The organism is Muribacter muris (genome assembly GCF_004569585.1).
Lineage (GTDB): Bacteria > Pseudomonadota > Gammaproteobacteria > Enterobacterales > Pasteurellaceae > Muribacter > Muribacter muris.
This window is the reverse complement of record NZ_SPPA01000008.1, coordinates 12,351-35,399: the sequence shown is the minus strand read 5'-3', so window position 1 is coordinate 35,399 and position 23,049 is coordinate 12,351. Positions and strand designations below refer to the sequence as shown.

The 23,049-nt window shown below is 42.2% G+C and carries 19 protein-coding genes and 3 tRNA genes; 11 read left to right on the top strand and 11 right to left on the bottom strand.

The window, feature by feature from the left end; all coding sequences use genetic code 11:
• Window positions 1–33: 33 nt before the first annotated feature.
• Window positions 34–582, bottom strand: a complete 549-nt coding sequence (locus E4T80_RS04850; protein WP_135055562.1) for a DUF805 domain-containing protein — start codon at window positions 580–582, stop codon at window positions 34–36.
• Window positions 583–715: 133 nt separating this feature from the next.
• Here E4T80_RS04850 and prfC point away from each other — a divergent pair, with 133 nt between their 5' ends.
• Complete coding sequence (prfC, locus tag E4T80_RS04845) at window positions 716–2,305, top strand: peptide chain release factor 3 (RefSeq protein ID WP_135055559.1); 1,590 nt, start codon at window positions 716–718, stop codon at window positions 2,303–2,305.
• Between the two features lie 148 nt (window positions 2,306–2,453).
• Window positions 2,454–3,191, top strand: a complete 738-nt coding sequence (gene rlmB, locus E4T80_RS04840; protein ID WP_135055556.1) for a 23S rRNA (guanosine(2251)-2'-O)-methyltransferase RlmB — start codon at window positions 2,454–2,456, stop codon at window positions 3,189–3,191.
• Between the two features lie 395 nt (window positions 3,192–3,586).
• Here rlmB and E4T80_RS04835 read toward each other — a convergent pair whose 3' ends face one another.
• The 5 genes from E4T80_RS04835 to E4T80_RS04815 form a co-directional block, all read right to left on the bottom strand.
• On the bottom strand, window positions 3,587–4,885 hold the full coding sequence (locus tag E4T80_RS04835) for an NAD(P)/FAD-dependent oxidoreductase (RefSeq protein ID WP_135055553.1): 1,299 nt from the start codon (window positions 4,883–4,885) through the stop codon (window positions 3,587–3,589).
• Window positions 4,886–4,947: 62 nt separating this feature from the next.
• A tRNA-Arg gene (locus E4T80_RS04830) sits at window positions 4,948–5,024 on the bottom strand.
• A gap of 52 nt (window positions 5,025–5,076) precedes the next feature.
• Window positions 5,077–5,153: transfer RNA gene (locus E4T80_RS04825), tRNA-Arg, on the bottom strand.
• A gap of 13 nt (window positions 5,154–5,166) precedes the next feature.
• Window positions 5,167–5,261 (bottom strand) — tRNA-Ser (locus E4T80_RS04820).
• 182 nt (window positions 5,262–5,443) lie between these two features.
• Window positions 5,444–6,046, bottom strand: a complete 603-nt coding sequence (locus E4T80_RS04815) for a YagU family protein (protein WP_135055551.1) — start codon at window positions 6,044–6,046, stop codon at window positions 5,444–5,446.
• A 245-nt stretch (window positions 6,047–6,291) separates the two neighbouring features.
• Here E4T80_RS04815 and purL point away from each other — a divergent pair, with 245 nt between their 5' ends.
• From purL to pgl, 3 genes are all read left to right on the top strand, one after another.
• The gene (purL, locus tag E4T80_RS04810) at window positions 6,292–10,188 is read left to right on the top strand and encodes a phosphoribosylformylglycinamidine synthase (RefSeq protein WP_135055548.1); all 3,897 of its coding nucleotides are present in this window, start codon (window positions 6,292–6,294) and stop codon (window positions 10,186–10,188) included.
• 89 nt (window positions 10,189–10,277) lie between these two features.
• Window positions 10,278–10,913 carry a hypothetical protein gene (locus E4T80_RS04805; protein WP_135055545.1) on the top strand — a complete coding sequence of 212 codons (636 nt, stop codon included), beginning with the start codon at window positions 10,278–10,280 and terminating at the stop codon, window positions 10,911–10,913.
• A 62-nt stretch (window positions 10,914–10,975) separates the two neighbouring features.
• On the top strand, window positions 10,976–11,677 hold the full coding sequence (gene pgl, locus E4T80_RS04800) for a 6-phosphogluconolactonase (protein ID WP_135055542.1): 702 nt from the start codon (window positions 10,976–10,978) through the stop codon (window positions 11,675–11,677).
• A gap of 51 nt (window positions 11,678–11,728) precedes the next feature.
• Here pgl and E4T80_RS04795 read toward each other — a convergent pair whose 3' ends face one another.
• Genes E4T80_RS04795 through epmA form a run of 5 tightly spaced genes read right to left on the bottom strand, consistent with a single transcriptional unit; the run spans window position 11,729 to window position 15,657 of the window.
• Window positions 11,729–12,529: a glycosyltransferase family 2 protein gene (locus E4T80_RS04795; protein WP_135055539.1), complete on the bottom strand. Its 801-nt coding sequence runs from the start codon at window positions 12,527–12,529 to the stop codon at window positions 11,729–11,731.
• Window positions 12,526–13,278: a UDP-2,3-diacylglucosamine diphosphatase gene (lpxH, locus tag E4T80_RS04790; protein ID WP_135055536.1), complete on the bottom strand. Its 753-nt coding sequence runs from the start codon at window positions 13,276–13,278 to the stop codon at window positions 12,526–12,528. The genes E4T80_RS04795 and lpxH overlap by 4 nt, the downstream gene beginning before the upstream one ends.
• A gap of 44 nt (window positions 13,279–13,322) precedes the next feature.
• Complete coding sequence (locus E4T80_RS04785; RefSeq protein WP_135055533.1) at window positions 13,323–13,850, bottom strand: DUF1523 family protein; 528 nt, start codon at window positions 13,848–13,850, stop codon at window positions 13,323–13,325.
• 9 nt (window positions 13,851–13,859) lie between these two features.
• The gene (locus E4T80_RS04780) at window positions 13,860–14,657 is read right to left on the bottom strand and encodes a TatD family hydrolase (RefSeq protein WP_135055530.1); all 798 of its coding nucleotides are present in this window, start codon (window positions 14,655–14,657) and stop codon (window positions 13,860–13,862) included.
• Window positions 14,658–14,673: 16 nt separating this feature from the next.
• Entirely contained in the window at window positions 14,674–15,657 is a 984-nt protein-coding gene (epmA, locus tag E4T80_RS04775; RefSeq protein ID WP_135055527.1) for an elongation factor P--(R)-beta-lysine ligase, read from the bottom strand.
• A 114-nt stretch (window positions 15,658–15,771) separates the two neighbouring features.
• Here epmA and E4T80_RS04770 point away from each other — a divergent pair, with 114 nt between their 5' ends.
• From E4T80_RS04770 to E4T80_RS04745, 6 genes are all read left to right on the top strand, one after another.
• Window positions 15,772–17,256 (top strand): TrkH family potassium uptake protein, encoded by a 1,485-nt coding sequence (locus tag E4T80_RS04770; RefSeq protein WP_135055524.1) that lies wholly within the window; start codon window positions 15,772–15,774, stop codon window positions 17,254–17,256.
• A gap of 104 nt (window positions 17,257–17,360) precedes the next feature.
• Window positions 17,361–18,494 carry an LPS O-antigen chain length determinant protein WzzB gene (locus E4T80_RS04765; protein ID WP_135055521.1) on the top strand — a complete coding sequence of 378 codons (1,134 nt, stop codon included), beginning with the start codon at window positions 17,361–17,363 and terminating at the stop codon, window positions 18,492–18,494.
• Window positions 18,495–18,497: 3 nt separating this feature from the next.
• Window positions 18,498–19,742: an oligosaccharide flippase family protein gene (locus E4T80_RS04760; protein WP_135055518.1), complete on the top strand. Its 1,245-nt coding sequence runs from the start codon at window positions 18,498–18,500 to the stop codon at window positions 19,740–19,742.
• Window positions 19,739–20,818 carry a glycosyltransferase family 4 protein gene (locus E4T80_RS04755; protein WP_135055515.1) on the top strand — a complete coding sequence of 360 codons (1,080 nt, stop codon included), beginning with the start codon at window positions 19,739–19,741 and terminating at the stop codon, window positions 20,816–20,818. Before E4T80_RS04760 ends, E4T80_RS04755 begins: the two co-directional genes overlap by 4 nt.
• Entirely contained in the window at window positions 20,800–21,972 is a 1,173-nt protein-coding gene (locus E4T80_RS04750) for a hypothetical protein (RefSeq protein WP_135055512.1), read from the top strand. The genes E4T80_RS04755 and E4T80_RS04750 overlap by 19 nt, the downstream gene beginning before the upstream one ends.
• Window positions 21,954–23,048 (top strand): glycosyltransferase, encoded by a 1,095-nt coding sequence (locus E4T80_RS04745; protein ID WP_135055509.1) that lies wholly within the window; start codon window positions 21,954–21,956, stop codon window positions 23,046–23,048. The genes E4T80_RS04750 and E4T80_RS04745 overlap by 19 nt, the downstream gene beginning before the upstream one ends.
• The last annotated feature ends 1 nt before the right edge of the window (window position 23,049 follow it).

Here is a 23,049-nt window from a genome sequence, read left to right as displayed (position 1 = left end):
TATAAAAAGGGGGCGATAGTCCCTTTCTTTCATTTATGCGTCTAAATTACCCAGATTATTCGCTGACGTTGGATTTGAATTATCAGATGGATATTTCGGACTTTCACCATATTTATTTGCGTGCGGTTGCCCGTCTTTGAATAGCAACCATAAATTAAAGCCCACATAAACCAATAAGAAAATAATTGCTGACATTGCTACTATCACCGCATTACTGCTAGATATATTCTTGATATAAAGAGAAAAATCAAAATTATCAAAAGACTCTATGATATCCAATGCATAGAGCGGAAGCTCCAAGATAATAATCGAAACTTGCCACCACCCGGAATAACCGAGATCGTGCAAACGACGTGTTGTAATGCTAATACTGGGAACAAGCATTAATAGTTCGAAAATATACGTCATTACTTTGATCGTGTCGCTTATGGTATTCTGATTTAATTTCTCACTAAAGGACTGTATAAAAGCCAAAGTAACACTTATTAAGACGATTATCAAAAAAAACCAACCGTACTCTTTACGTCTAGCACGGTCTTTGAAATTAAAACTGTTTTTCAGGGCATAAATAAACCAATTCATTTTTCTCTCCTTTTGCAAGCGGTCAGTTGAAGTGAAAAGTGTGCAAAGTGTAGCATAATTCGCCAATCTTGGTTGTTATCTTTGCACAGATCGGGGAAAATAGTCGCCATTTTTCAAAGATAAAGAGAATAGAATGTCTTTAAACGATTACCCACAACAAGTGAATAAAAGACGCACCTTTGCGATTATTTCTCACCCCGATGCCGGTAAAACCACCATTACCGAAAAAGTCTTGCTCTACGGCAATGCCATTCAAAAAGCCGGTTCGGTCAAAGGCAAAGGCTCAACCGCTCACGCCAAATCCGACTGGATGGAAATGGAAAAACAACGGGGAATTTCCATTACCACCTCCGTGATGCAGTTCCCCTATAACGATTGCCTTGTAAACCTGCTGGACACGCCGGGGCACGAAGACTTTTCGGAAGATACCTACCGCACCCTCACCGCCGTCGATAGCTGCCTAATGGTGATTGACTCGGCAAAAGGGGTTGAAGAGCGCACGATTAAATTGATGGAAGTTACCCGCCTGCGTGATACCCCGATTTTAACCTTTATGAACAAGCTCGACCGTGATATTCGTGATCCGATGGAATTATTGGACGAAGTGGAAAGCGTTCTGAAAATTCGCTGTGCGCCAATCACTTGGCCGATCGGCTGCGGCAAATTGTTCAAAGGCGTTTACCACCTTGCCAAAGACGAAACCTATCTTTACCAAAGCGGGCAGGGGCATACAATTCAAGATGTCCGCATTGTCAAAGGGTTAAACAGTGCCGAGCTTGATGATGCGGTCGGCAGCGATCTTGCCCAACAACTGCGTGATGAACTGGAATTAGTGCAAGGGGCAAGCAATGAATTTGAGTTGGATGCTTTCTTAAAAGGCGAGCTCACGCCGGTCTTCTTCGGCACGGCGCTCGGCAATTTCGGGGTAGATCATTTCCTAGACGGTTTAACGGCGTGGTCGCCAGCCCCGCAAGCCCGCCAAGCCGATGTGCGTAGCGTAGCCGCCAGCGAAGAAAAATTCAGCGGCTTTGTGTTCAAAATTCAAGCCAATATGGATCCGAAACATCGAGATCGGGTAGCGTTTATGCGTGTCGTTTCGGGCAAATATGAAAAGGGAATGAAGCTCAAACACGTTCGGATCGGCAAAGAGGTAGTCATTTCCGATGCACTCACCTTTATGGCGGGCGACCGTGCCCACGCCGAAGAAGCCTACGCCGGCGATATTATCGGCTTACACAATCACGGCACGATCCAAATCGGCGATACCTTCACGCAAGGCGAGAGCCTTAAATTTACTGGCATTCCCAACTTTGCGCCGGAGCTGTTCCGCCGTATTCGGCTAAAAGATCCACTCAAACAAAAACAACTGCTAAAAGGATTGGTACAACTTTCTGAAGAAGGGGCAGTGCAAGTGTTCCGCCCGTTAATTAACAACGATTTAATCGTGGGCGCGGTTGGGGTGTTACAGTTTGATGTGGTCGTGTCCCGCTTAAAAACCGAGTACAACGTAGAGGCGATTTACGAAACGGTAAATGTGGCAACTGCCCGCTGGGTTGAGTGCAATGATGCGAAAAAATTTGAGGAATTTAAACGCAAAAACGAACAGAATTTAGCCTTAGACGGCGGCGATAACCTCACCTATATTGCGCCGACAATGGTTAATCTCAACCTTGCCCAAGAGCGTTATCCGGACGTTACCTTCTTTAAAACACGGGAACACTAATGCGCAAGCGGTCCGTTTTCACAGAAAATTTGCAAAAACACGAATATGAATGTTAATACATTGCAGGGAGGCAGAACGCGCGTCGCAAGCCATCACTGCACATTTTCCCCTTAAACTGACCGCTTGTCAGATAAAATAAGGAACACAAATGAGCGAACAAATTTACGGTATCCACGCCGTTAAAGCATTCTTAGACAATGCACCGGAACGTTTAATCGAGGTCTTCGTCCTAAAAGGACGGGAAGATAAACGCCTTACCCCGCTACTCACGGCGCTACAACGCTACGGCATTACAGTGCAACAGGTGAACCGTCAAACCTTGGACAATAAAGCTCAAGACGAGGTACATCAAGGGATCATCGCCCGCATTATGCCCGCTAAAGAGCTGAACGAAAATGATCTGGATACGATTTTAGCCGCCAAATCTGCGCCATTGTTGCTTATTTTAGATGAGGTAACTGATCCGCATAATTTAGGGGCGTGTTTACGCACCGCAGATGCGGCAGGGGTTGATGCCGTGATTGTGCCGAAAGACAAATCCGCCCAACTGACCGCCACCGCTCGCAAAGTGGCATGCGGTGCAGCCGAAACAATGCCTTTGATCAGGGTAACCAACCTCGCCCGTACAATGCGGGAATTGCAGGCTCGCCAGATTTGGATTGTCGGTACAGCAGGCGAAGCCAGCGAAAACTTATATCAAACGAAATTAAACGGTGCAATTGCATTGGTGATGGGCGCAGAGGGCGAAGGAATGCGACGACTGACCCGTGAACATTGCGATCAATTAGTCAGTATCCCAATGGCAGGTTCGGTATCGTCCTTAAATGTGTCCGTTGCCACCGGTATCTGCCTGTTTGAGATTGTCCGCCAACGCACCGCAAGCTAAACCGCCTTAAGAAATATGATGGCTCGCCCCACGCACAACATAAAAATGGAGGCTTACTAAACGCCCTCTATAAGCCATTGAAATGAGAGATATTAGACACACTCTGTATATCGCTACGACCGAAATAAAATCTCCGTGTTGTGTAACTGCCACACAATTTCGTAAAAAAAAGCGGGCAAATCACCCGCTTTTTGCAATATTATGTAGCAGTAGCACAAAGTTGTTTTTTATTCGCTTGTAGGGACACTCTGAGTGTGTCCGGATTTTAACCTATTGAAATAATTTGATTTTTATAAAGGACACACGCAGTGTGTCCCTACATTCTGTTAAAATGTCTATTTTTGTGCATTTGCTAAATAATATCGGCTTTTTGCACCTTTTTCACAATAGATTGTTTAACGGTATTTATCCAAAAACTTATAGTAATTCGTGCCGATTTTCAGTGCCATTTTTTTGACGAAACGTCCACCGAACAGGCTTGGGATTTTCAGATTTTCAAATACTGCTAACCGCTCGTCATTCCCCTCAATCGCTTCGGCGATAATGCGTCCAGCCAAACCGGTCAGCGCTACGCCGTGTCCGGAGAACCCCTGTGCAAAATAAATATTGGGTTGGGTACGCCCAAAATGCGGCGCAGAGTTGATCGTCATATCAATCGGACCACCCCAACCGTAATCAATTTTGACATCTTCCAACTGCGGAAACACATCCAGCATATTCCGCCGCATTTTTGCCACCATATCAACATTGGTGCTGGAGTCGCTCCCGAAAAGGAGGCGATTATCAGCACTCAAGCGGTAGTAATCCAAGAAAATATTGTTATCGCACACCGACATTCCGTTGTTGATGACCGAGTCGGCAAGGGCTTGGCTTAGAGGTTCGGTCGCAATAATAAAACTTTCCACCGGTAAAATTTTGCGCGCCAGCTTACCGCTAATGTGCTTATTTGATTTGGCATCAATGTAGGCATTGGTGGCTAACACCACATTTTGTGCGGTAATCACACCTTCCGGTGTTGTAATTTTGACCGACTTACCGCAAGGCTCTAATTTGAGTGCGGGGGTATGTTCATAAATTTTTACCCCTAATTTGAGACAGGCTTGGGCTAAACCTAAGCAATAGTTGAGCGGGTGCAGATGACCCGATTGGCTGTCAAACAAGCCGCCGCAGTAAATACGGCTGCCAACGTGCTGCTCGACTTTAGTTTTATCCCATAGCTGCATATGTTGGTAGCCAAAGATATTGCGGCTGGCTTGGTCAATCGCAATCAGGTCGTCTAGTCTGCGTTGATTTAACGCAAGGGTGGCGTAACCCCGCTGCCAATCGCACTGAATTTGGTATTTTTTGATGCGCTCATCAATAATATCAAGCGCTTCGAGGGACATTTCCCACAACTTGCGGGCATTCTCCAAGCCGATTTGCGCAATATATTCATCAATACCGTCTTCAAAGCCGTTAATGGCTTGCCCGCCGCTGCGTCCGGATGCCCCAAAACCGACCCTTGCCCCTTCGATAACCACTACCTCTTTGCCTTTTTCCGCCAGCTCTAAGGCTGTCGAGAGACCTAAAAAACCACCACCGATAATACACACTTGCGTATGGCAATCTTGGGTTAAATTCGGCAGTTGAAAATGAATATTTCGGGTATCGGAATAGTAAGTTCGGATATGTTCTTGATGTGCAAAGGTCAGCATAAAATTCGCTTGGTGAAATCTTATTTGAGAAACTGTTGAACGATAAGATCTGATATTTGAAATGGCGCACCCGAGAGGATTCGAACCTCTGACCGCTCGGTTCGTAGCCGAGTACTCTATCCAGCTGAGCTACGGGTGCAGATTTGGGAGAAACAGTGTATTGACTTTATTATGTTGGAACACCATTAAAATGGCGCACCCGAGAGGATTCGAACCTCTGACCGCTCGGTTCGTAGCCGAGTACTCTATCCAGCTGAGCTACGGGTGCGTGATAAAGTAAATGGCGGTGAGAGAGGGATTCGAACCCTCGATGGAGCTTTTTAACCCCATACTCCCTTAGCAGGGGAGCGCCTTCAGCCTGCTCGGCCATCTCACCACTCACTGTGTCTGTGGGCGTGCATATTACTAGGTTCGCAAAATAAGTCAAATTTTTTTTTGAAAAAAAGTAATGATTGGACAGTTCCTAGTCAGAATGATGCCTTTTGCAACATTTGCATACAGCCTATACCAAAAACAAAAGGCCGGGATTTCTCCACATCCTTTTTGCTTCACCCAAAATTAGCGAGAGGCGTGCTCAAGCGACACTTCCGGATCTGGCTGCTTGGTGATGCGGTTACGCAAATCACGGCGGATCACCTCGATCGTCCAGAACCAAAAAATATGCCCGACCAATTCGGAAATATGCTCATACAATGGCCACTCTGCTACCGGCGGCGTTAAACCTAATGCCGGAAAGGTAATATAATGCACGCAGATGTTTGCAATAATTCCTGCGCCGATGCCTTGCCAAAATTTGATTTTCGGGAAAATTTCCGCCACGACGCAATACCAGATAGCAAAAACCAATGAAAAAATCATATGGGTTACACCAATCCAGTTAAAAGCGTGGTCGGCAAACATAAACGCCGCTTCAGTCGGGTCAATCCCGATATAATCACGCAAAAAAACGTGCGGTGGGTTTAAGAACGCACGGGAACATACTTCAATCGCTTGCGAAGGGTCTTGACAGGCTGCGGCAAAAAAATCAAACGGGCTGCGTGGCGGAAACGGGTGCTCCGCTCCCCATTTCACAAACACCGAAATAATACCGGCAATCACACCAATAAAAATCGCCAAGCCATAACGGCGGCGAGCAGGGTCAGTTTGTTGTAATAGGCTCATAAGCTACCTTTTGAATGAAAAATTAAATAAATTTAGCGTTTGAAATAATCATCAAACGGTGTGTATTTTGACGCTATGCACTCGAAATATCAAAAAAATCTGCCTCACGCACCGAGTTAATTTGATCCAAATCAAAAAGCATCTCACTTCCCCACCTCGACATCGTTAAATTTCACAATGCAAACGTTTGCGTTATCCGTTATAATTACCGCCAAATTTCTATTTTTCATCTACGGAATCATCAAATGACTGTACAAACTTTTCGCGGCTCACCTGCCCTTTCCGCATTTCGTTTAACCCAGCTTTCCCATACTTTCGAAAAACAGCAATTACCGGTGAAATCCGTTTATGCCGAGTATTTGCATTTTGTGGCGTTAAACCGACCGCTTGCAGCAGACGAAACCGTTAAAATTCAAGAACTTTTACACTACGGGCCAACCCTTGAAGAGCACGAACCGACCGGCTTTTGCCTCATCGTTACCCCGCGTATCGGCACGATTTCTTCGTGGTCGTCCAAAGCAACTGACATCGCCCATAATTGCGGATTAACCGCCGTTGATCGCATTGAGCGTGGCTTGGCGTACTACTTTGATTTTTCCGCCCAACCGACTGCCGAGCAACTCGACACCTTAAAAGGTTTGCTACACGACCGAATGTTAGAAACCGTGTTAGATGCCCCTGAACAAGCCGATGCGCTCTTTGCTCAACAAGATCCGAAACCGTTCACCTGTGTGGATATTTTGAACGGGGGACGCAAAGCGTTAGAAGTGGCGAATGTCGAATTAGGTTTGGCACTTGCCGAAGATGAAATTGATTATTTGGTGGAAAACTTTACCGCACTGGGCCGTAACCCGCACGATATTGAGCTGTATATGTTCGCACAAGCCAACTCGGAGCATTGCCGCCACAAAATTTTCAATGCAGATTGGACGATTGACGGCAAAAAACAGGATAAATCCCTGTTCAAAATGATTAAAAATACCTTCGAGAAAAACCCTGATTATGTACTTTCCGCCTACAAAGACAATGCGGCTGTGATGGAAGGCTCAACGGTCGGGCGTTTCTTCCCCGACCAAGACGGGCAATACCGCTATCATAATGAAGATGCGCATATTTTAATGAAAGTGGAAACCCACAATCACCCGACTGCTATCTCACCATTTCCGGGGGCGGCAACCGGTTCGGGCGGCGAAATCCGTGATGAAGGTGCAACGGGACGAGGCGCAAAACCGAAAGCCGGCTTAACCGGTTTTTCCGTGTCCAACCTACTTGTGCCGAACTTTGAACAACCGTGGGAAAACCCAATGAGCAAGCCGAACCGTATCGCCTCTGCGTTGGATATTATGATCGAAGGCCCGCTCGGCGGAGCCGCATTCAACAATGAATTTGGTCGCCCTGCCTTGCTCGGCTATTTCCGTACCTATGAAGAAAAAGTAAACAGCTTTGGCGGCGAGGAAGTGCGTGGCTACCACAAACCGATTATGCTGGCGGGCGGGATCGGCAATATCCGTGCCGAACACGTTCAAAAAGGCGAAATTCCGGTTGGGGCAAAATTGATCGTCCTCGGCGGGCCGGCAATGAACATCGGCTTAGGTGGCGGAGCAGCCTCTTCAATGGCATCGGGCAAATCGAAAGAAGATTTGGATTTTGCTTCCGTTCAACGTGAAAATCCGGAAATGGAACGCCGCTGCCAAGAGGTGATCGACCGCTGCTGGCAAATGGGCGAAGATAACCCGATTCTATTTATCCACGATGTCGGGGCGGGCGGTTTGTCCAACGCAATGCCGGAATTGGTTCACGACGGTGAACGGGGCGGTAAATTTGAGCTGCGTGATATTCTCTGCGATGAAAAAGGAATGTCGCCGCTCGAAATTTGGTGTAACGAATCTCAAGAACGCTATGTGTTAGCCGTTTCACCGGAAAAATTACCTCTATTCACCGAAATCTGTGAGCGTGAGCGTGCCTGCTTTGCCGTGATCGGCGAAGCGACCGAAGAAAAACATCTCACCCTGCACGATAACCACTTTGACAATAATCCGATCGATTTGCCGATGAACGTATTGCTCGGCAAAACCCCGAAAATGCACCGTGAAGTTTCGTCAAAAACCGTGCAAAACCCACCGCTTGCAACGGAAGAGATCACCTTAAAAGAGGCGTTCCACCGTGTATTACACTTACCGGTTGTAGCGGAAAAAACCTTCTTAATCACCATTGGCGACCGCTCGGTAACAGGAATGGTTGCACGGGATCAAATGGTCGGCCCGTGGCAAATTCCGGTCGCAGACTGCGGGGTAACGACTGCCAGCCTCGACAGCTACCACGGCGAAGCAATGTCAATGGGCGAACGGGCGCCGGTTGCTTTGTTAGACTTCGGTGCATCTGCGCGTTTAGCGGTTGCCGAGGCAATCACCAATATTGCCGCAACCGACATTGGCGACATTAAACGGATTAAACTCTCGGCAAACTGGATGTCGGCAGCAGGACACGCCGGCGAAGATGCGGGGCTTTACGAAGCAGTGAAAGCCGTCGGCGAAGAGCTTTGCCCAACCCTCGGCATCACCATTCCGGTGGGTAAAGACTCAATGTCAATGAAAACCACTTGGACGGAAAACGGCGAACAAAAAACCGTTACCGCCCCACTCTCGCTCGTGATCAGTGCCTTTGCCCGTGTGGAAGACGTTCGCAAAACCGTTACCCCACAATTACGCACCGATAAAGGCGCAACCCGCCTATTGTTAATCGACCTCGGCGAAGGCAAAAACCGTTTGGGCGCAACCGCCTTGGCGCAAGTGTATAAACAACTGGGCGACAAACCGGCAGACGTAGTCAATGCCGATACGTTGAAAAACTTCTTCAACGCAATGCAAGCCCTTGTTTCACAACAGAAATTACTTGCCTATCACGACCGTTCGGACGGCGGTTTAATCACTACTCTCGCCGAAATGGCATTTGCAGGACACTGCGGGGTGGAAGTGGACATCAGCGCCTTAGGCGATGACGACTTGGGCGTACTGTTCAACGAAGAATTGGGCGCAGTGATTCAAGTGGCCGACAGTGAATTAACCGCCGTGCGTGATGTGCTACAAGCACATAATCTGATTGCCCATACTAAAGAACTGGGCGCAGTGGTGGTAGAAGATCGCTTTGAAATTGCCCGCGGCACGCGCAAATTACTTAGCGAAAAACGCTCCGAATTGCGTGGAATTTGGGCGGAATTGACCCACCAAATGCAGCGTTTGCGTGATAATCCGGAATGTGCCGATCAAGAGTTTGAAACGAAAAAAGATCCGCATAACAAAGGGTTATCTGCCCATTTAACCTACGATATTAACGAAGATATTTGCGCCCCGTTTATCAACAAAGGGGTCAAACCGACGATTGCTATCTTGCGTGAACAGGGCGTAAACAGCCATTATGAAATGGCGGCAGCGTTTGACCGTGCCAGCTTTAATGCGATTGACGTGCATATGAGCGACCTCATCGCAGGCAGACGCAATCTGAAAGATTTCAATGCGTTAGTCGCTTGTGGCGGCTTCTCCTACGGCGATGTACTCGGCGCAGGCGGCGGCTGGGCAAAATCCATTTTGTTTAACCCAATGTTGCGTGATCAGTTCAGCCAATTCTTCGCTAACCCGAATACCCTTGCCCTCGGTGTGTGTAATGGCTGTCAAATGGTCTCAAACCTCGCAGAAATTATTCCGGGCACAGAAAATTGGCCTCGCTTTGTGCGTAATAAATCGGAACGCTTTGAAGCGCGGGTCGGCTTGGTGAAAATCAACGACACCCACTCACACTGGTTCGCCGGAATGGCAGGCTCACATATGCCTATTGCTGTCAGCCACGGCGAAGGACGAGTAGAGTTCAAGCGGTCAGATCAGCTTGCGAACTTGCAAAAACAGAACTTGGTGATTGCACAATACATTGACAACAACCTGCAACCGACCGAAGTTTACCCGGCCAACCCGAACGGCTCAGTACAGGGTATTACCGCTATCGGCAACGCAGACGGACGAGTCGCCATTATGATGCCACACCCAGAGCGTGTGTTCCGCACTGTCAGCAATTCTTGGCACCCGGAAAACTGGAGCGAAGACGGCGCTTGGATGCGATTGTTTAGAAATGCTAGGGTGGCGTTAAAATAGTGTGAAGTAGATCGCAGATAAACGAAATAAAAAATGGATAATAGACATTCAGCTATTATCCATTTTTATTGTATTAATAAGGAAGAAAAATGTTAGATACAGGAAAATTTAGAGATTTATTAGAAAATGAAATAATAAACTTTATAACAAATAATGAAATTTCAATAGGGTTTATTATTGCTATTATTATATTTATAATAATTCAATTTTTTCAAAAGTTTGAATATATACATCGACATTATGCAAATAGAGAATATACAAAAATTAACAACTTATTAAATATAAAAGAAAATCTCTCTAATATTTATTTAAAAGAATTAACCCAAGAAGTTATTGATGAATATGTATTTAGAGTTTGCACAACTATTTCTGCAAACAAAAAATTAAGAGAAATTATTTTGGTGAAACACAAAGAAAATGATATAGAACTGTTTCATTTCAAAAGAGCATCTAGATTCTTTAAATTAACAGATGAAGGTTTAAAAATAGAAATATCTAAATTAGATATTTTTGGTAAGTATTTTAACTATGCTTTTTCTATAGTTTTATTTTTATTAGTTTTATACATTCTCATTTTAATTAGCTTATCTGAAAATATCACTTTACAAAAATATCTTATATCTCTATTTTTATCTTGTTCCTTTAGTATAGGTGCTTTATATATTTTAACACAGAACTTTCCTCTAAAATCTGCTATATATTTAAAAGAAAAACTAAACCTTTAAGAGACTAACAAGTCTAACCTAATCCTGCTAGACTAATTCTCTTTTACTACAAGGATTATACAATGAACACCCTAACCTTCCCCACTGCACAAAATGCGGTAGAAAAAATTGCACAAGAGTTGCAACTGTATAGCCGTCAAAATCGGGCGGTACATATTTCGCTATCGGGCGGTAGTACACCAAAATTATTGTTTAAAACCTTGGCGCAAGCGCCGTATAACACGGGTATTCACTGGGCAAATCTCCATTTTTGGTGGGGGGACGACCGTATGGTGCCGCCACAGGATCCAGAGAGTAATTATGGTGAAGTGCAGAAATTGCTGTTCGATCATATTCAAATCCCAGCGGAAAATATCCACCGTATCCGTGGGGAAGATGATGTAGAACAAGAGCTTGCAAGATTTTCGCAGGAACTGACCGCTTACGTGCCGAATCAGCAGTTCGATTGGATTATTCTCGGTATGGGGACAGACGGACATACCGCCTCGCTTTTCCCTCATCAAACGGATTTTGCCGATCCGAATTTAGCTGTCATTGCCAAACACCCTGAAAGCGGTCAGCTTCGGATTTCTAAAACGGCGAAACTGCTTGAGCAGGCAAAACGTATCACCTACTTGGTAACCGGTTCAAGTAAAGCCGAAATTTTAAGGGAAATTCAAACAACCTCTGCCGAAAACTTGCCCTACCCTGCGGCAAAAATTAAGGCGAAAAACGGGATTACCGAATGGTATTTGGATAAAGATGCCGCCAAACTGCTCGACTAAATCCACCAATAAAAAAGGGCGTACCGCACGCCCTTTTCTTTTTCTCATCAATTAATCGGCTTTCGTCCATTCCATTACCAATGGCTTGATACCGATCTCACCGGAATTAAGGCAATCCCTAAGCTGTTGAATACTTTGACAAATATTTGCGGTAACTTGATTGGCTTGGGCGATATCTTCCGGTGTAATATCGGGGCGGACACGCTCAAATAATATCGCATCTAACAGATGCTCGGCGTGCATACCCTCCCGACAAAAATTCAACACCCCCGCCTCACCAAACGTTGTGGCAACGGTAGTTATTTGGGTGGTGGCAATGCCCAATGCGCCGTCTTCGCCGCCAAATGTCCGAAACAATGAATGTTGCGGAAAGCCGCCACACGCGAGAAAAAACGATCGCCGAAACACCGTGTTGCCCGCCCCCGTCATTCGCATATGTTGCCACGCATAATCAAAATTCGGGTGTTCGGCATAACGTGGCGCAAGATCAATCGGCTTTAATTCCAAACGTACAAGCGCTACTTCGGGGCGGTGCAAAAATACCGCCTCCGCCACCTGCAATGCCTGATTTTCGTAGGCATCGTCCGCATCTAAAAAAGCGATAAGCGCCGCCTCACTTTGCAAAGCACCCCAGTTCCTCGCTTTCGCCGCTCCGCCGTTTTGCGCCAATCTCTCTACCCGAATTTTGTGCGGTAATTGTGCTTCAAACTGCTTCGCAAGCTGAAAAGTGCCGTCCGTTGAGTAGTCATCAATCAACCAAAGCGTGCCGAGTTGGGCTTGATTCAACGCACTTTGCACGGCACGTTGCAAGGTATCTTCTGCGTTATAGCAGGGGATAATTACATCTATCATTTTGATTTTTCAAGATTTTCAATAAACCGAAAGCCGTCTGCCGTTACCGATAAGATGGAGATTTTCTGTTCTCCCCAATCCCCTAATACAATGCGGGTAAACAGGCTGTCGGCAGATTTTCTGTCATAATGCACCGCTTGTCTGTGCGTATGCCCGTGAATCAGCCACTCGGCTTGGTATTTCGCTACCGTTTGGGCGGTAAATGCGGGATTAACGTCCATTATCTCTGCCGATTTCTGCCGTTTATCTGCGCGGCTTTTCGCACGAATTTTCTCGGCAATGCTGACCCGCCACTTCAACGGTAAACACAAAAACAGCCGTTGCCGCCATTTTTGATGGACTTTGCGGCGAAAGCGTTGGTATTTCACATCGTCAATACAGAGGGTGTCGCCGTGGCAGAGTAGCGTTTTTTTGCTAAATAAATCAATCGGATAGTAATCGGGTAATAAGGTTATGCCCGTTTCCTCGGCAAAGCGGTTGCCGATTAAAAAATCCCGATTACCGCAAATAAAATAGCACTTCACACCGCTTGTGGTGAGCCGTTTAAGTTCCTGTTTGACTTGGGCAATCAGCTCGGACTGCTCATCATCGCCCACCCAAAAATCAAACAGGTCGCCCAAAATATAAACCGCCTCGGCAAGCGGTGCGTTATCCCGCAAAAATTGCAAAAAATGGGCGGTGATTTGGGGCTGATGATCGTTTAAGTGCAGATCAGCGATGAAATAGTAATGTGGAGAAAGGCTATTCATACTCTTAATGCAAAAAGAATGGGCGATATATCGCCCATTGTCTGCTATTTTGAACTATCAAACCAGCCCCGTACCAGTTGGACGGAGAGGAAGAAAGTGAGTGCAAAAAATGCGTAAAGAATGTAGCTGACCCACGGTTTTGATAGGGTTTCGCCCGCCTCAAGCGGTTTAATTGAGACGATATTTCTAAATTCATTCAACCAGTTAATCCGCCAGCCGTAGTAGCGGATTTCGACCAACTGTTTTTCGTTCGCATAGGCTTGTGCTTTGGCTTGAATATCCGCCGAGTTGAATTTGAAGTAGAACGGTAAGCCCCAACCGGTATCTTCGTTGCGGTACACCATTACTTTTTTCTCTTCAGGGCTTTCGGTAAACAAGAAATAGACATCTCGCACTTGCCCGTCGGGCGGGTTGGATTTGCTGATTAAGCCGTCTTTGTCCATTCGGCGGACTTCCATTCCGGTTACAACGGTTGCCTCGTAGCTTGGAAAAGCGTAGTTCACCGCTCCGACCAAGACAATATGTAGGGATAACATCACGAGAATCAGGAAATATTTAATCATCGTTTTCATTGGGTCTCCTTAGCTTGCAAGCGGTTGGATTTTAAATAAATTTTGCACATTTTGAGTCGTGATACGGGCAAATTCTCGGCTGGATAAGCCCTTCAAGGTTGCGACATAATCGCACACTTCCCGCACATACGCCGGTTGATTTGGCTTGCCACGATAGGGAATCGGTGCAAGGTAAGGGGAATCCGTCTCAACCAATAGCCGCTCTATCGGTACTTGCCGCACCACTTCCCGCAATTCTTCTGCGTTGCGGAACGTGATAATGCCGGAAATCGAGATATAAAAGCCTAAATCCAACGCCCGTTTCGCCATTGCCCAATCTTCCGTGAAACAATGTAACACACCGCCACACTGTTCGGCACGATTTTTTTCCAATATTTGCATTGTATCTTCACGGGCAGAGCGTGTGTGGATAATCAAGGGCTTGTGCAATTTATTCGCAATATCAATCTGTTGTTCAAATAACGATTGCTGCAATGCTTTTGTTTCGGGGGTGTAGTGATAATCCAGCCCAGTTTCGCCGATTGCCACGACCTTTGGATCTTGTGCCAACGCATAGAGTTTATCGTAATCAAAAGGCTCATCTTCAACATTAAGGGGATGAACGCCGCACGACAACGAGACATCATTTCGGTGAGCGGTGAGCTGTTTCATCGCCTCGAATCGTCCGACTGTCGTACAAATGGAAATAAAATGATGTACGCCACGCGCTTTAGCATTCGCAATGACTTCGTCCACGTTTTTGTGGCGGGCTGCATAATCCAGCGAGTCAAGGTGGCAGTGGGAATCCACAATCAGTAAATCGTTCAAAGTTTCTCCTTTATTATTAAGCGCGTTCAACACCGAACGCCATTACTTCATCAATACGCTCAGCGTTCATTGCAATCATCAATAGGCGATCCACCCCTAACGCAACGCCGGAGCAGTTGGGAATCCCCGCCTGCAATGCGGCTAAAAAACGGTGATCCAATGCTTGTTGCGACAGCCCCATTTCGCTGCGTTGTTGATTATCTAATTCAAAACGGCGTATTTGCTCTTTGGCATCGCTCAATTCGTGAAAACCGTTGGCAAGCTCCAAACCTTTGTAGTAAAACTCAAACCGTTCGGCGACCCGATGATCTTCACTGCTGATTTGTGCCAGCGCCGCTTGGCTGGCGGGAAAATGATACACTGCGGTCGGACGTTCCCGACCAATATTGGCTTCGACCACTTCGCTGAATAAAAATTGCAATAGCGTGTCCCGTTGCTCATTTTCCTCACATTGCAACCCGTGCTCACGGGCTTTGGCGAGCAATTGTGCTTTAGTCGCCGAGAGGGGATCTAAACCGACGTAGGTTTGGAAAACAAACTGATAACTGTACGATTCCGCCGGTTCGCAATCCAAAATCTGCTGAAGAAGATCGTCCACTTCGTTAATCAACCGATACATATCGAAAAACGGGCGATACCACTCCAGCATTGTAAACTCTGGGTTATGGCGGCTGCCCGCTTCCTCGTTACGAAACACCCGACATAATTGAAAAATCGGCCCGCTGCCGCTCGCTAACAAACGTTTCATATGGTATTCGGGACTGGTGATCAAATGTAGTGTTTTCGCTTGGCTGGCAAACGGCGATAAAAATTGGGTGTGAAAGGTGGAAAGATGCACATCCGTTACCGAAAATTCACTCATTGCCGGCGTTTCCACTTCCAATACGCCACGATCGGTAAAAAACTGGCGGATATCAGCGATAATCTTAGCTCGTTTAATCAAATTTTGGATCGAGGCGGACGGCTTCCAACTCAAGGCTTCACTTTGTAAATTTTCCATTCAATTTGACCGCTTGTTTAACAAAAATCAGCAAATGATTATAGCAAATCTTATTTGACTACGCTAAAAAGGTGAGTACCATTATCCCGCTATAATTAGAACTGAGGAGAAAACGTGCAATTTTTTTCCATTATCCGCATTGTGGGTATTTTAGTGATGAGTTTCTCGTTTGCGATGCTCCTGCCGGCATTTGTGGCATTGCTATACGGTGATGGCGGCGGGCGGGCGTTTGTCGAGGCGTTTTTGCTCAACTTTAGTGTCGGGACGGGGCTATGGTGGTTCTGTCGGCATTCCCGCCAACCGTTGCGTGCCAGAGAAGGCTTTCTGATTGTTGTGCTATTTTGGGTCGTACTCGGCTTGCTTGGTGCAGTGCCGTTTATTTTATTAGACAACCCCGATCTCAACTTTTCGGCATCTATTTTTGAGTCTTTTTCAGGTCTGACCACCACCGGCGCAAGTGTGATTAACGATTTGGATTCACTGCCTAAATCGCTCCTATTTTACCGCCAATTTTTACAATGGTTAGGCGGAATGGGGGTTATCGTATTGGCTATTGCCATTATTCCCTTTCTTGGCATTAACGGTATGCAGCTTTACCGTGCAGAAATGTCAGGACCGTTTAAAGAACAAAAAATGCGTCCCCGCATTGCGGAAACCGCCAAAATTCTATGGCTGATCTATTTATCACTCACTATTTTGTGTTCCTTAGCATTTTGGATTGCCGGAATGAGTGGTTTTGATGCTCTTACGCATAGTTTCGCTGTCATTGCACTCGGTGGTTTTTCCACTCACAGTGCCAATATCGGTTATTTTGATAGTGATGCCATTAATTACATCACCGTATTCTTTTTACTGATTGCATCCTGTAATTTTGCTTTACATTTCTCGGTATTTGAACAATTTAGCGGTCGTTACCGAGGGCAACCTAAATACAAAATCTTCAAATCCTATTGGCAGGACTACGAATTTCGTTTCTTTCTATTACTTCAGTTATGCCTTTTTCTTATCTGTATGGGGGTATTTTGGCTTTATAATTACTTTGAGAGCGGAAATATCTCGGTTTCAGCAGCGGCTTTACAACTCATTTCCATTACCACAACAACCGGTTTTTCGACCAGTAATGTGAGCCTCTGGCCTTCCCTTTTACCGATTCTGATCCTGTTAGCTTCGTTTATCGGCGGCTGTGCAGGCTCAACCAGCGGCGGTTTAAAAATGTTTCGTGTCTTATTGCTGATCTTACAAGGCAGACGGGAAATTCATCGTTTTATCCACCCGAATGTGATTCAACCGATCAAACTCGGTAAACATATTTTATCGGAACGTATCGTAGAAGGTATCTGGGCGTTTTTTGCCGCCTATTTCTTTGTATTTGTCGTCTGCTGGTTAATCACGATTGCCTGCGGAATGCAACCTCTAGATGCATTCAGTGCTATCATCGCCAGTTTGAATAATGTCGGGATTGGATTAGGAACTGTCAGTGATAACTTTGCCTCTGTGCCCGATAGTGCCAAATGGGTACTGGCATTTGCTATGGTGTGCGGCCGCTTAGAAGTGTTTACTCTCTTGGTTATCCTTAGCCCGACTTTTTGGCGGGATTAGGGGGAAGCAAGCGGCGCATTCTTGATAATTTTCTTCAATTTATCCAATTACTATTGTAGAATACGAAAATTTTAGTAATAAAACAAAATCTTTAGGATTACACTATGCCCGCCCAACCACAGACCACATCATCAAATGATGAAGTTGATTTACTTGAGCTTCTAAAAGTACTTTGGGATAAAAAAGTTTGGCTTCTTATTTCTACTTTTGTTTTTACAACAATTGCTGGAATATACGCCTTTACTGCTAAAGAGCAATGGACATCTCAAGCGGAAGTAATTGCTCCAAAAGTATCCGATATAGGGAGTTATTTCCATATTCGCAAAGAGTATGCACGTATTTTAGGGCAAAATTTTGATGCTAATGAGTTGGAAAAAGCACTATTTAATCGATTCAATCTCGTTTCCGAATCTTTAGATAAACGCAAAGCATTTTTTGAGCAATCCAATGTTTACCGCAGACTCTCAGAGGGTAAAGAGGATCAGCATAAACGTATTATCCTTTCCGAATTGATCACAAAAAATACAAATGTTATCAAACCTGATCCTAAAAAAGAACCTAATTTGTTAGGACGTAAAATCAGTTTTTATGCTGAAACGCCGGCTGAAGCACAAGATACACTCCAGCAATTTATCACATTTACAGGACAATCAGCCTATCAATTGGAATTGGAAAACTTTTTAATTGACTTCAATGAAATAATTTCTGATCTAAATTATGAAAAAAACAAATTTGAACGCAATTTAGCAATCGAAAAAAAGGTGCAGCTAGAAAATCTGCATAATGCATTAAAAATTGCCCAGCAAGCAGGTATTAAAGATTATGCAGAACCATTTCGCTCAACAAATGATACCGCTCTCCAAGTACTTGCAATGTCGGAAATAAAACTGCCACTATCAGATTCAAAACTGAGTGATAGTTCTTACTTATTTATGCTAGGCGAAAAATACTTAAAAGCACAAATTGATGTATTAAAGCAGGAAGCAATTGTTTATCCGCCTAGATACTATGAAGTAACCGCACAGTTACAAGAGTTAGAACCACTACTTGTTAAATTAAAAGGTGCTAAGGCAAATACCTTTAGTTATCAAGCTTCCCCCAATTATCCAGTGATAAAAGATAAACCTAAAAAAGTAATTATTTTTGGACTTGGTACAGCAATAGGATTTATATTAGCCTGCTTCATTTTTTCTATTAAATACATTTATCAGAATAAAAGAAAACCATATATAAAATGATATATGAAAAAAATTATAATTAATATTCTATGGCTTCTCTTAGAAAATAGTTCTAGGATATGGCTAGCGCTATTTACTAATGCATTTCTAGCAAGAGGATTAGGAGTAGAGAATTTCGGAATTATTCAATATTCTCTCAGTCTAATTGTCATATTTTCCTCTATCTCCTTTATCTGTGGAGCTGAAGTCATTGTCCCTATGCTAACAAATGCTAAAGGAAGAAAAATAGAATATATCTTAGGTAATGTATTTATATTAAGGATATTTTTTTCTACTATAGCTTACCTACTCACTCTTATATATGTATATGTTTTCGACAATAATTTAGAGATATTTTATCTAATTGCTATTCTCGGATTAACAATGCTCGTAGGGGAATCTTTCGCAGTTATTACAGCTTGGCTACAAGCAAATACAAATATTAAGTTGAGAAGTCTATTGGTTATATTAAGTAGCCTTTTAAAATTCATTATTATTGCAACATTATATTTCTGTAATATCACTGAAATTAAATATTACGCTTTAGCTTGGGTTATTGAAGCATATATTATTGCTATTGGATTATATTTTATTTATAAAAAACATACCAACTATATGCTTATTAAGTATAGTAAAAGGAAAGTAATTTTCTTTCTAAAAAAAGGCTTTCCCTTTTTTTTATCACTACTTTTAATGTATGCTTTTATTAGAATGGACATAATCATGTTAAAACAATATTCTAACTTAAAGAGTGTTGGCTTATATAGTGCCGCTTATCAATTAATAGGCGCTATATCTCTAATAGCGCCTATTTTAGCAATGTCTATTGCTCCTAGTATTATATATAAATCAGAGGCCCAAAATATAAAATTAAAGATACTCTATATTTCTTTAGGAATGGGATTAATAGGGACTGCGTTATCATTATCAATGATGTTCTTCTCTAAATTTATAATACTTACTATATATGGAGTTAGGTTTGAGGAAGCAATATTAATTTTTAAATATCTTCTAGTAGCTATGATATTATATTTTATCAATGAAGGTATGAATATTTACTTCTTAAAAATAGGCAATGGTAAACTACTCATAATCAAGTGGGGAATAGTACTGTTATCATCTATAATAGTTTATATGTATTTTATACCTAAATACTCAGCTATAGGTGGTGTTATTGGTTATGCTACTGGATATACTATTTCAATTTTATTTTCATTACTTATTTTATATAAAGATAAATCAATCAATATGACCAAAGGTAAAATATGAAAAAAGTCTGTTTTTTTGGTGGTAACCTGAATAACTCTGGCGGAACAGAACGTGTATCTACATCTATTGCTAATGGTCTAGTGGAGCAAGGTTATGATGTCATTATGCTTAACTTATACGAAGGGTTAGAACCATTTTTTGAATTACACTCAAATATACAAAATTATCAATTATATTCAGGAAAAATTTCAGGCGCTAAACACTATATCTCTACAATTAGAAAACTAAGAACTTTTATTAAACATCACGGCATCGAAACACTTATCGTAGTTGAATCTATGCTATCTTTGTTCTCTTTACCATCAATCATTGGTTTACAGGTCAAACATATCACTTGGGAACATTTCAATTATAATGTTGATTTAGGTAAAAAAGCTAGACGGTTTTCCCGCCATCTATCTCGTTTACTATCAGACAATATTGTTACCCTAACGGAGAAAGACAAACAAATCTGGCAAAAAAATACATTTGGGAAAGCGGAAATTATTGCTATACCAAATCCTTCTCCTTATCCTATAAGTGATCACACACCTTCTCTTGATAATAAGGTAGTTTTAGCTATAGGGCGATTAACCTATCAAAAAGGATTTGATCTACTTTTACAAGCTTGGGCAATCGTCAAACAAAATGAGATAGCTCGAGACTGGACACTTCAGATTCTCGGAGAAGGAGAGGATAAACCATTATTAAACTCCCTCATCCAAGAGCTTAATCTTGGTCAATCTGTTGTTATCTATCCATTTTCAAATCAGGTATCATCGTACTATCAGAAAGCATCTATTTTCTGTATGAGTTCAAGGTTTGAAGGTCTAGGAATGGTAATACTAGAAGCACAATGTTTCGGATTACCTTGTATCTCTTTTGATTGTGAGATAGGACCGAGTGAAATTATTAAACATAATCAAAGTGGATATTTATGTGAGCCGGAGAATATTAATAGCTTAGCTGATCAATTAATTACTTTAATGAGCCTCAATAATTCTGATTATTTAAAAATGAGTAATGAAAGTAAAAAAAATATAGCACAAAAATTTAATACCTATTCCATTATTGAACAATGGAATTTAATATTATGATATATAAAAAATCTAATTATCTTGCTCATACTATTGCATTTTTATCATTATTCTTCTCTATTATTGAGATTAATGCACCAATAGTTGTATATGGCATACAATTTGTTGGTTTTGGCTTATGCATAAGTATGGCATACTTATTTAGACCCTTTCTGTCACTTAAAGTTATTTTTATCTCTTTTTTATTAACGGCAACTATTCTTCTTCTTTCTTTGTTGCAATTTTCCTACCTAGAATATAGAGGTATCTTTTGGTCTAATACAATTAGAACATTATTTTGGATAAATAGTGCGATTTTCCTATCTGGGTATTTCTCTCAGACTTTAACTCACAAAGAAATGCTCAATGTCATTAAAATACTTATTGTTATAGCCTCATTAGCTGTCATTACCCAATTTATTTCCTTCTATAGTCTTAACTTAGAGCTAGATTTTTCTATTTTACTTGGAGGAGAAGGGGTCAGAAGTGCTTATACTGGCAGCAGTAATATAGTCTATCGACCAACAGGGCTAACTAGTGAACCCGCTATCCACTGTGGCATTATGATGGGTCTTCTAACTCTTTATTATATTCTTGATAATAAAAGTAAAATAATCCCTATTATTGGATTAATCAGCATCCTACTTACTTTTTCTACTTTAGGTATTATTCTCAGCTTATCTTATCTAGCCATAGTTTATACTAAGAGAATATCAACAATTTTAATCGGTATATGCTTAATCATAATTGCTAGTTCCTTTATGATGGATAATATTATTAACAGATACGAACTCTTTATAGCTGGTAATGATACAAGTAATAATGTAAAACACGATATTTTTGAATATTTCTTTTCTAGCATAGAGTTTATCTTATCTGGATTAGGTTTTGTAGGAAAAGATAATAATGCCCCAGCCTTTTATGAAGCATTATATGATATGACGTATTTTTTTACGGTACATATTTACTTTGGGCTCATAATTGGTTCTATATTACTTATAATAACATTAATTTTACTACTAAAATCTCAGTTTACCACAAGGGAAAAACTCTTAATTATACTAGCACTAGTTAAGTTATCCGGTCCTACATTTATGTTTTTTAGTTTTTTCATAATGAGCTTATTCTTATTCAATACATTTAGGGTTAAAAATAAATGCGAATTCTCTTTTTAATTACTGGTTTAGGTATGGGTGGTGCAGAACGCCAAGTATGCGATTTAGCAGATAGCCTATCTAGCTTGGGTCATTCAATTCAAATCATCTCTCTCTCTTCTAAATTAGATACAGGTGTTCTTCCTAATAGAAAGGAGATCGAACTTTTCTATTTAAATATGAATAAGAATCCTATTAGCTTTATTATTACCTATTTAAAATTAAGAAATCTTATCCAAAAATTTCAACCTAGTGTTGTTCACTCACATATGTTTCACGCAAATATCATGGCAAGGTTATTGAAATTAACGCAAACATTTCCTAAATTAATTTGCACAGCACATAGCAAAAACGAAGGAGGTAAGCTACGTATGTTAGCCTATCGCATCACAAACAGATTAGCGGATCTCAATACGAATGTCAGTCAAGATGCTGTCGATGAATTTATTAAGAAAAAAGCTGTTAATCCAAATCAAATGATTGCAATAAGTAATGGAATTAACCTCAATATCTTCTATAAAAATGAAATATTTAAAGCAGAGGTCAAAAAAGAATTAGAATTTGATGACTCTGTCTATATTTTTTTGGCGATCGGACGATTAACCGATGCTAAGGATTACCCAAATCTTCTCAAGGCCTTTTCAATTGTAAAACACCAAAAAGAAAATGTTTTTCTTCTTATCGCAGGCATAGGTGAATTAGAAGAATCGTTGAAAGATCTAGCAAAAACATTAAATCTATCTCATAATGTTAAATTTCTAGGGCTAAGAAGAGATATTCCCAAATTAATGAATGTCGCCGATACATATGTTATGTCTTCTTATTATGAGGGGCTTCCACTTGTGCTAGGAGAAGCAATGGCTACCGAAAACATTGTAGTCTCAACAGATTGTGGTGGCCCAAAAGAAATAATTGGCAATAACGGTTTTTTAGCATCTATACATGATAGCCAAAAACTAGCTGAGAAGATGCTAGAAACAATGGCTTTATCTCAAGAACAAAGAGAGATTTTAGGAAAAAATGCAAGAGAACATATTAAGAAAAATTATTCTCTAGATGCAATTACAAAGAAATGGTTAGAGCTTTATCAGGTATAAA

Coding starts and splice junctions, on each gene's coding strand:
- E4T80_RS04850 (WP_135055562.1), bottom strand. CDS start 582: ATGAATTGGTTTATTTATGCCCTGAAAAACAGTTTTAATTTCAAAGAC.
- prfC (WP_135055559.1), top strand. CDS start 716: ATGTCTTTAAACGATTACCCACAACAAGTGAATAAAAGACGCACCTTT.
- rlmB (WP_135055556.1), top strand. CDS start 2,454: ATGAGCGAACAAATTTACGGTATCCACGCCGTTAAAGCATTCTTAGAC.
- E4T80_RS04835 (WP_135055553.1), bottom strand. CDS start 4,885: ATGCTGACCTTTGCACATCAAGAACATATCCGAACTTACTATTCCGAT.
- E4T80_RS04815 (WP_135055551.1), bottom strand. CDS start 6,046: ATGAGCCTATTACAACAAACTGACCCTGCTCGCCGCCGTTATGGCTTG.
- purL (WP_135055548.1), top strand. CDS start 6,292: ATGACTGTACAAACTTTTCGCGGCTCACCTGCCCTTTCCGCATTTCGT.
- E4T80_RS04805 (WP_135055545.1), top strand. CDS start 10,278: ATGTTAGATACAGGAAAATTTAGAGATTTATTAGAAAATGAAATAATA.
- pgl (WP_135055542.1), top strand. CDS start 10,976: ATGAACACCCTAACCTTCCCCACTGCACAAAATGCGGTAGAAAAAATT.
- E4T80_RS04795 (WP_135055539.1), bottom strand. CDS start 12,529: ATGATAGATGTAATTATCCCCTGCTATAACGCAGAAGATACCTTGCAA.
- lpxH (WP_135055536.1), bottom strand. CDS start 13,278: ATGAATAGCCTTTCTCCACATTACTATTTCATCGCTGATCTGCACTTA.
- E4T80_RS04785 (WP_135055533.1), bottom strand. CDS start 13,850: ATGAAAACGATGATTAAATATTTCCTGATTCTCGTGATGTTATCCCTA.
- epmA (WP_135055527.1), bottom strand. CDS start 15,657: ATGGAAAATTTACAAAGTGAAGCCTTGAGTTGGAAGCCGTCCGCCTCG.
- E4T80_RS04765 (WP_135055521.1), top strand. CDS start 17,361: ATGCCCGCCCAACCACAGACCACATCATCAAATGATGAAGTTGATTTA.
- E4T80_RS04760 (WP_135055518.1), top strand. CDS start 18,498: ATGAAAAAAATTATAATTAATATTCTATGGCTTCTCTTAGAAAATAGT.
- E4T80_RS04755 (WP_135055515.1), top strand. CDS start 19,739: ATGAAAAAAGTCTGTTTTTTTGGTGGTAACCTGAATAACTCTGGCGGA.
- E4T80_RS04750 (WP_135055512.1), top strand. CDS start 20,800: ATGGAATTTAATATTATGATATATAAAAAATCTAATTATCTTGCTCAT.
- E4T80_RS04745 (WP_135055509.1), top strand. CDS start 21,954: ATGCGAATTCTCTTTTTAATTACTGGTTTAGGTATGGGTGGTGCAGAA.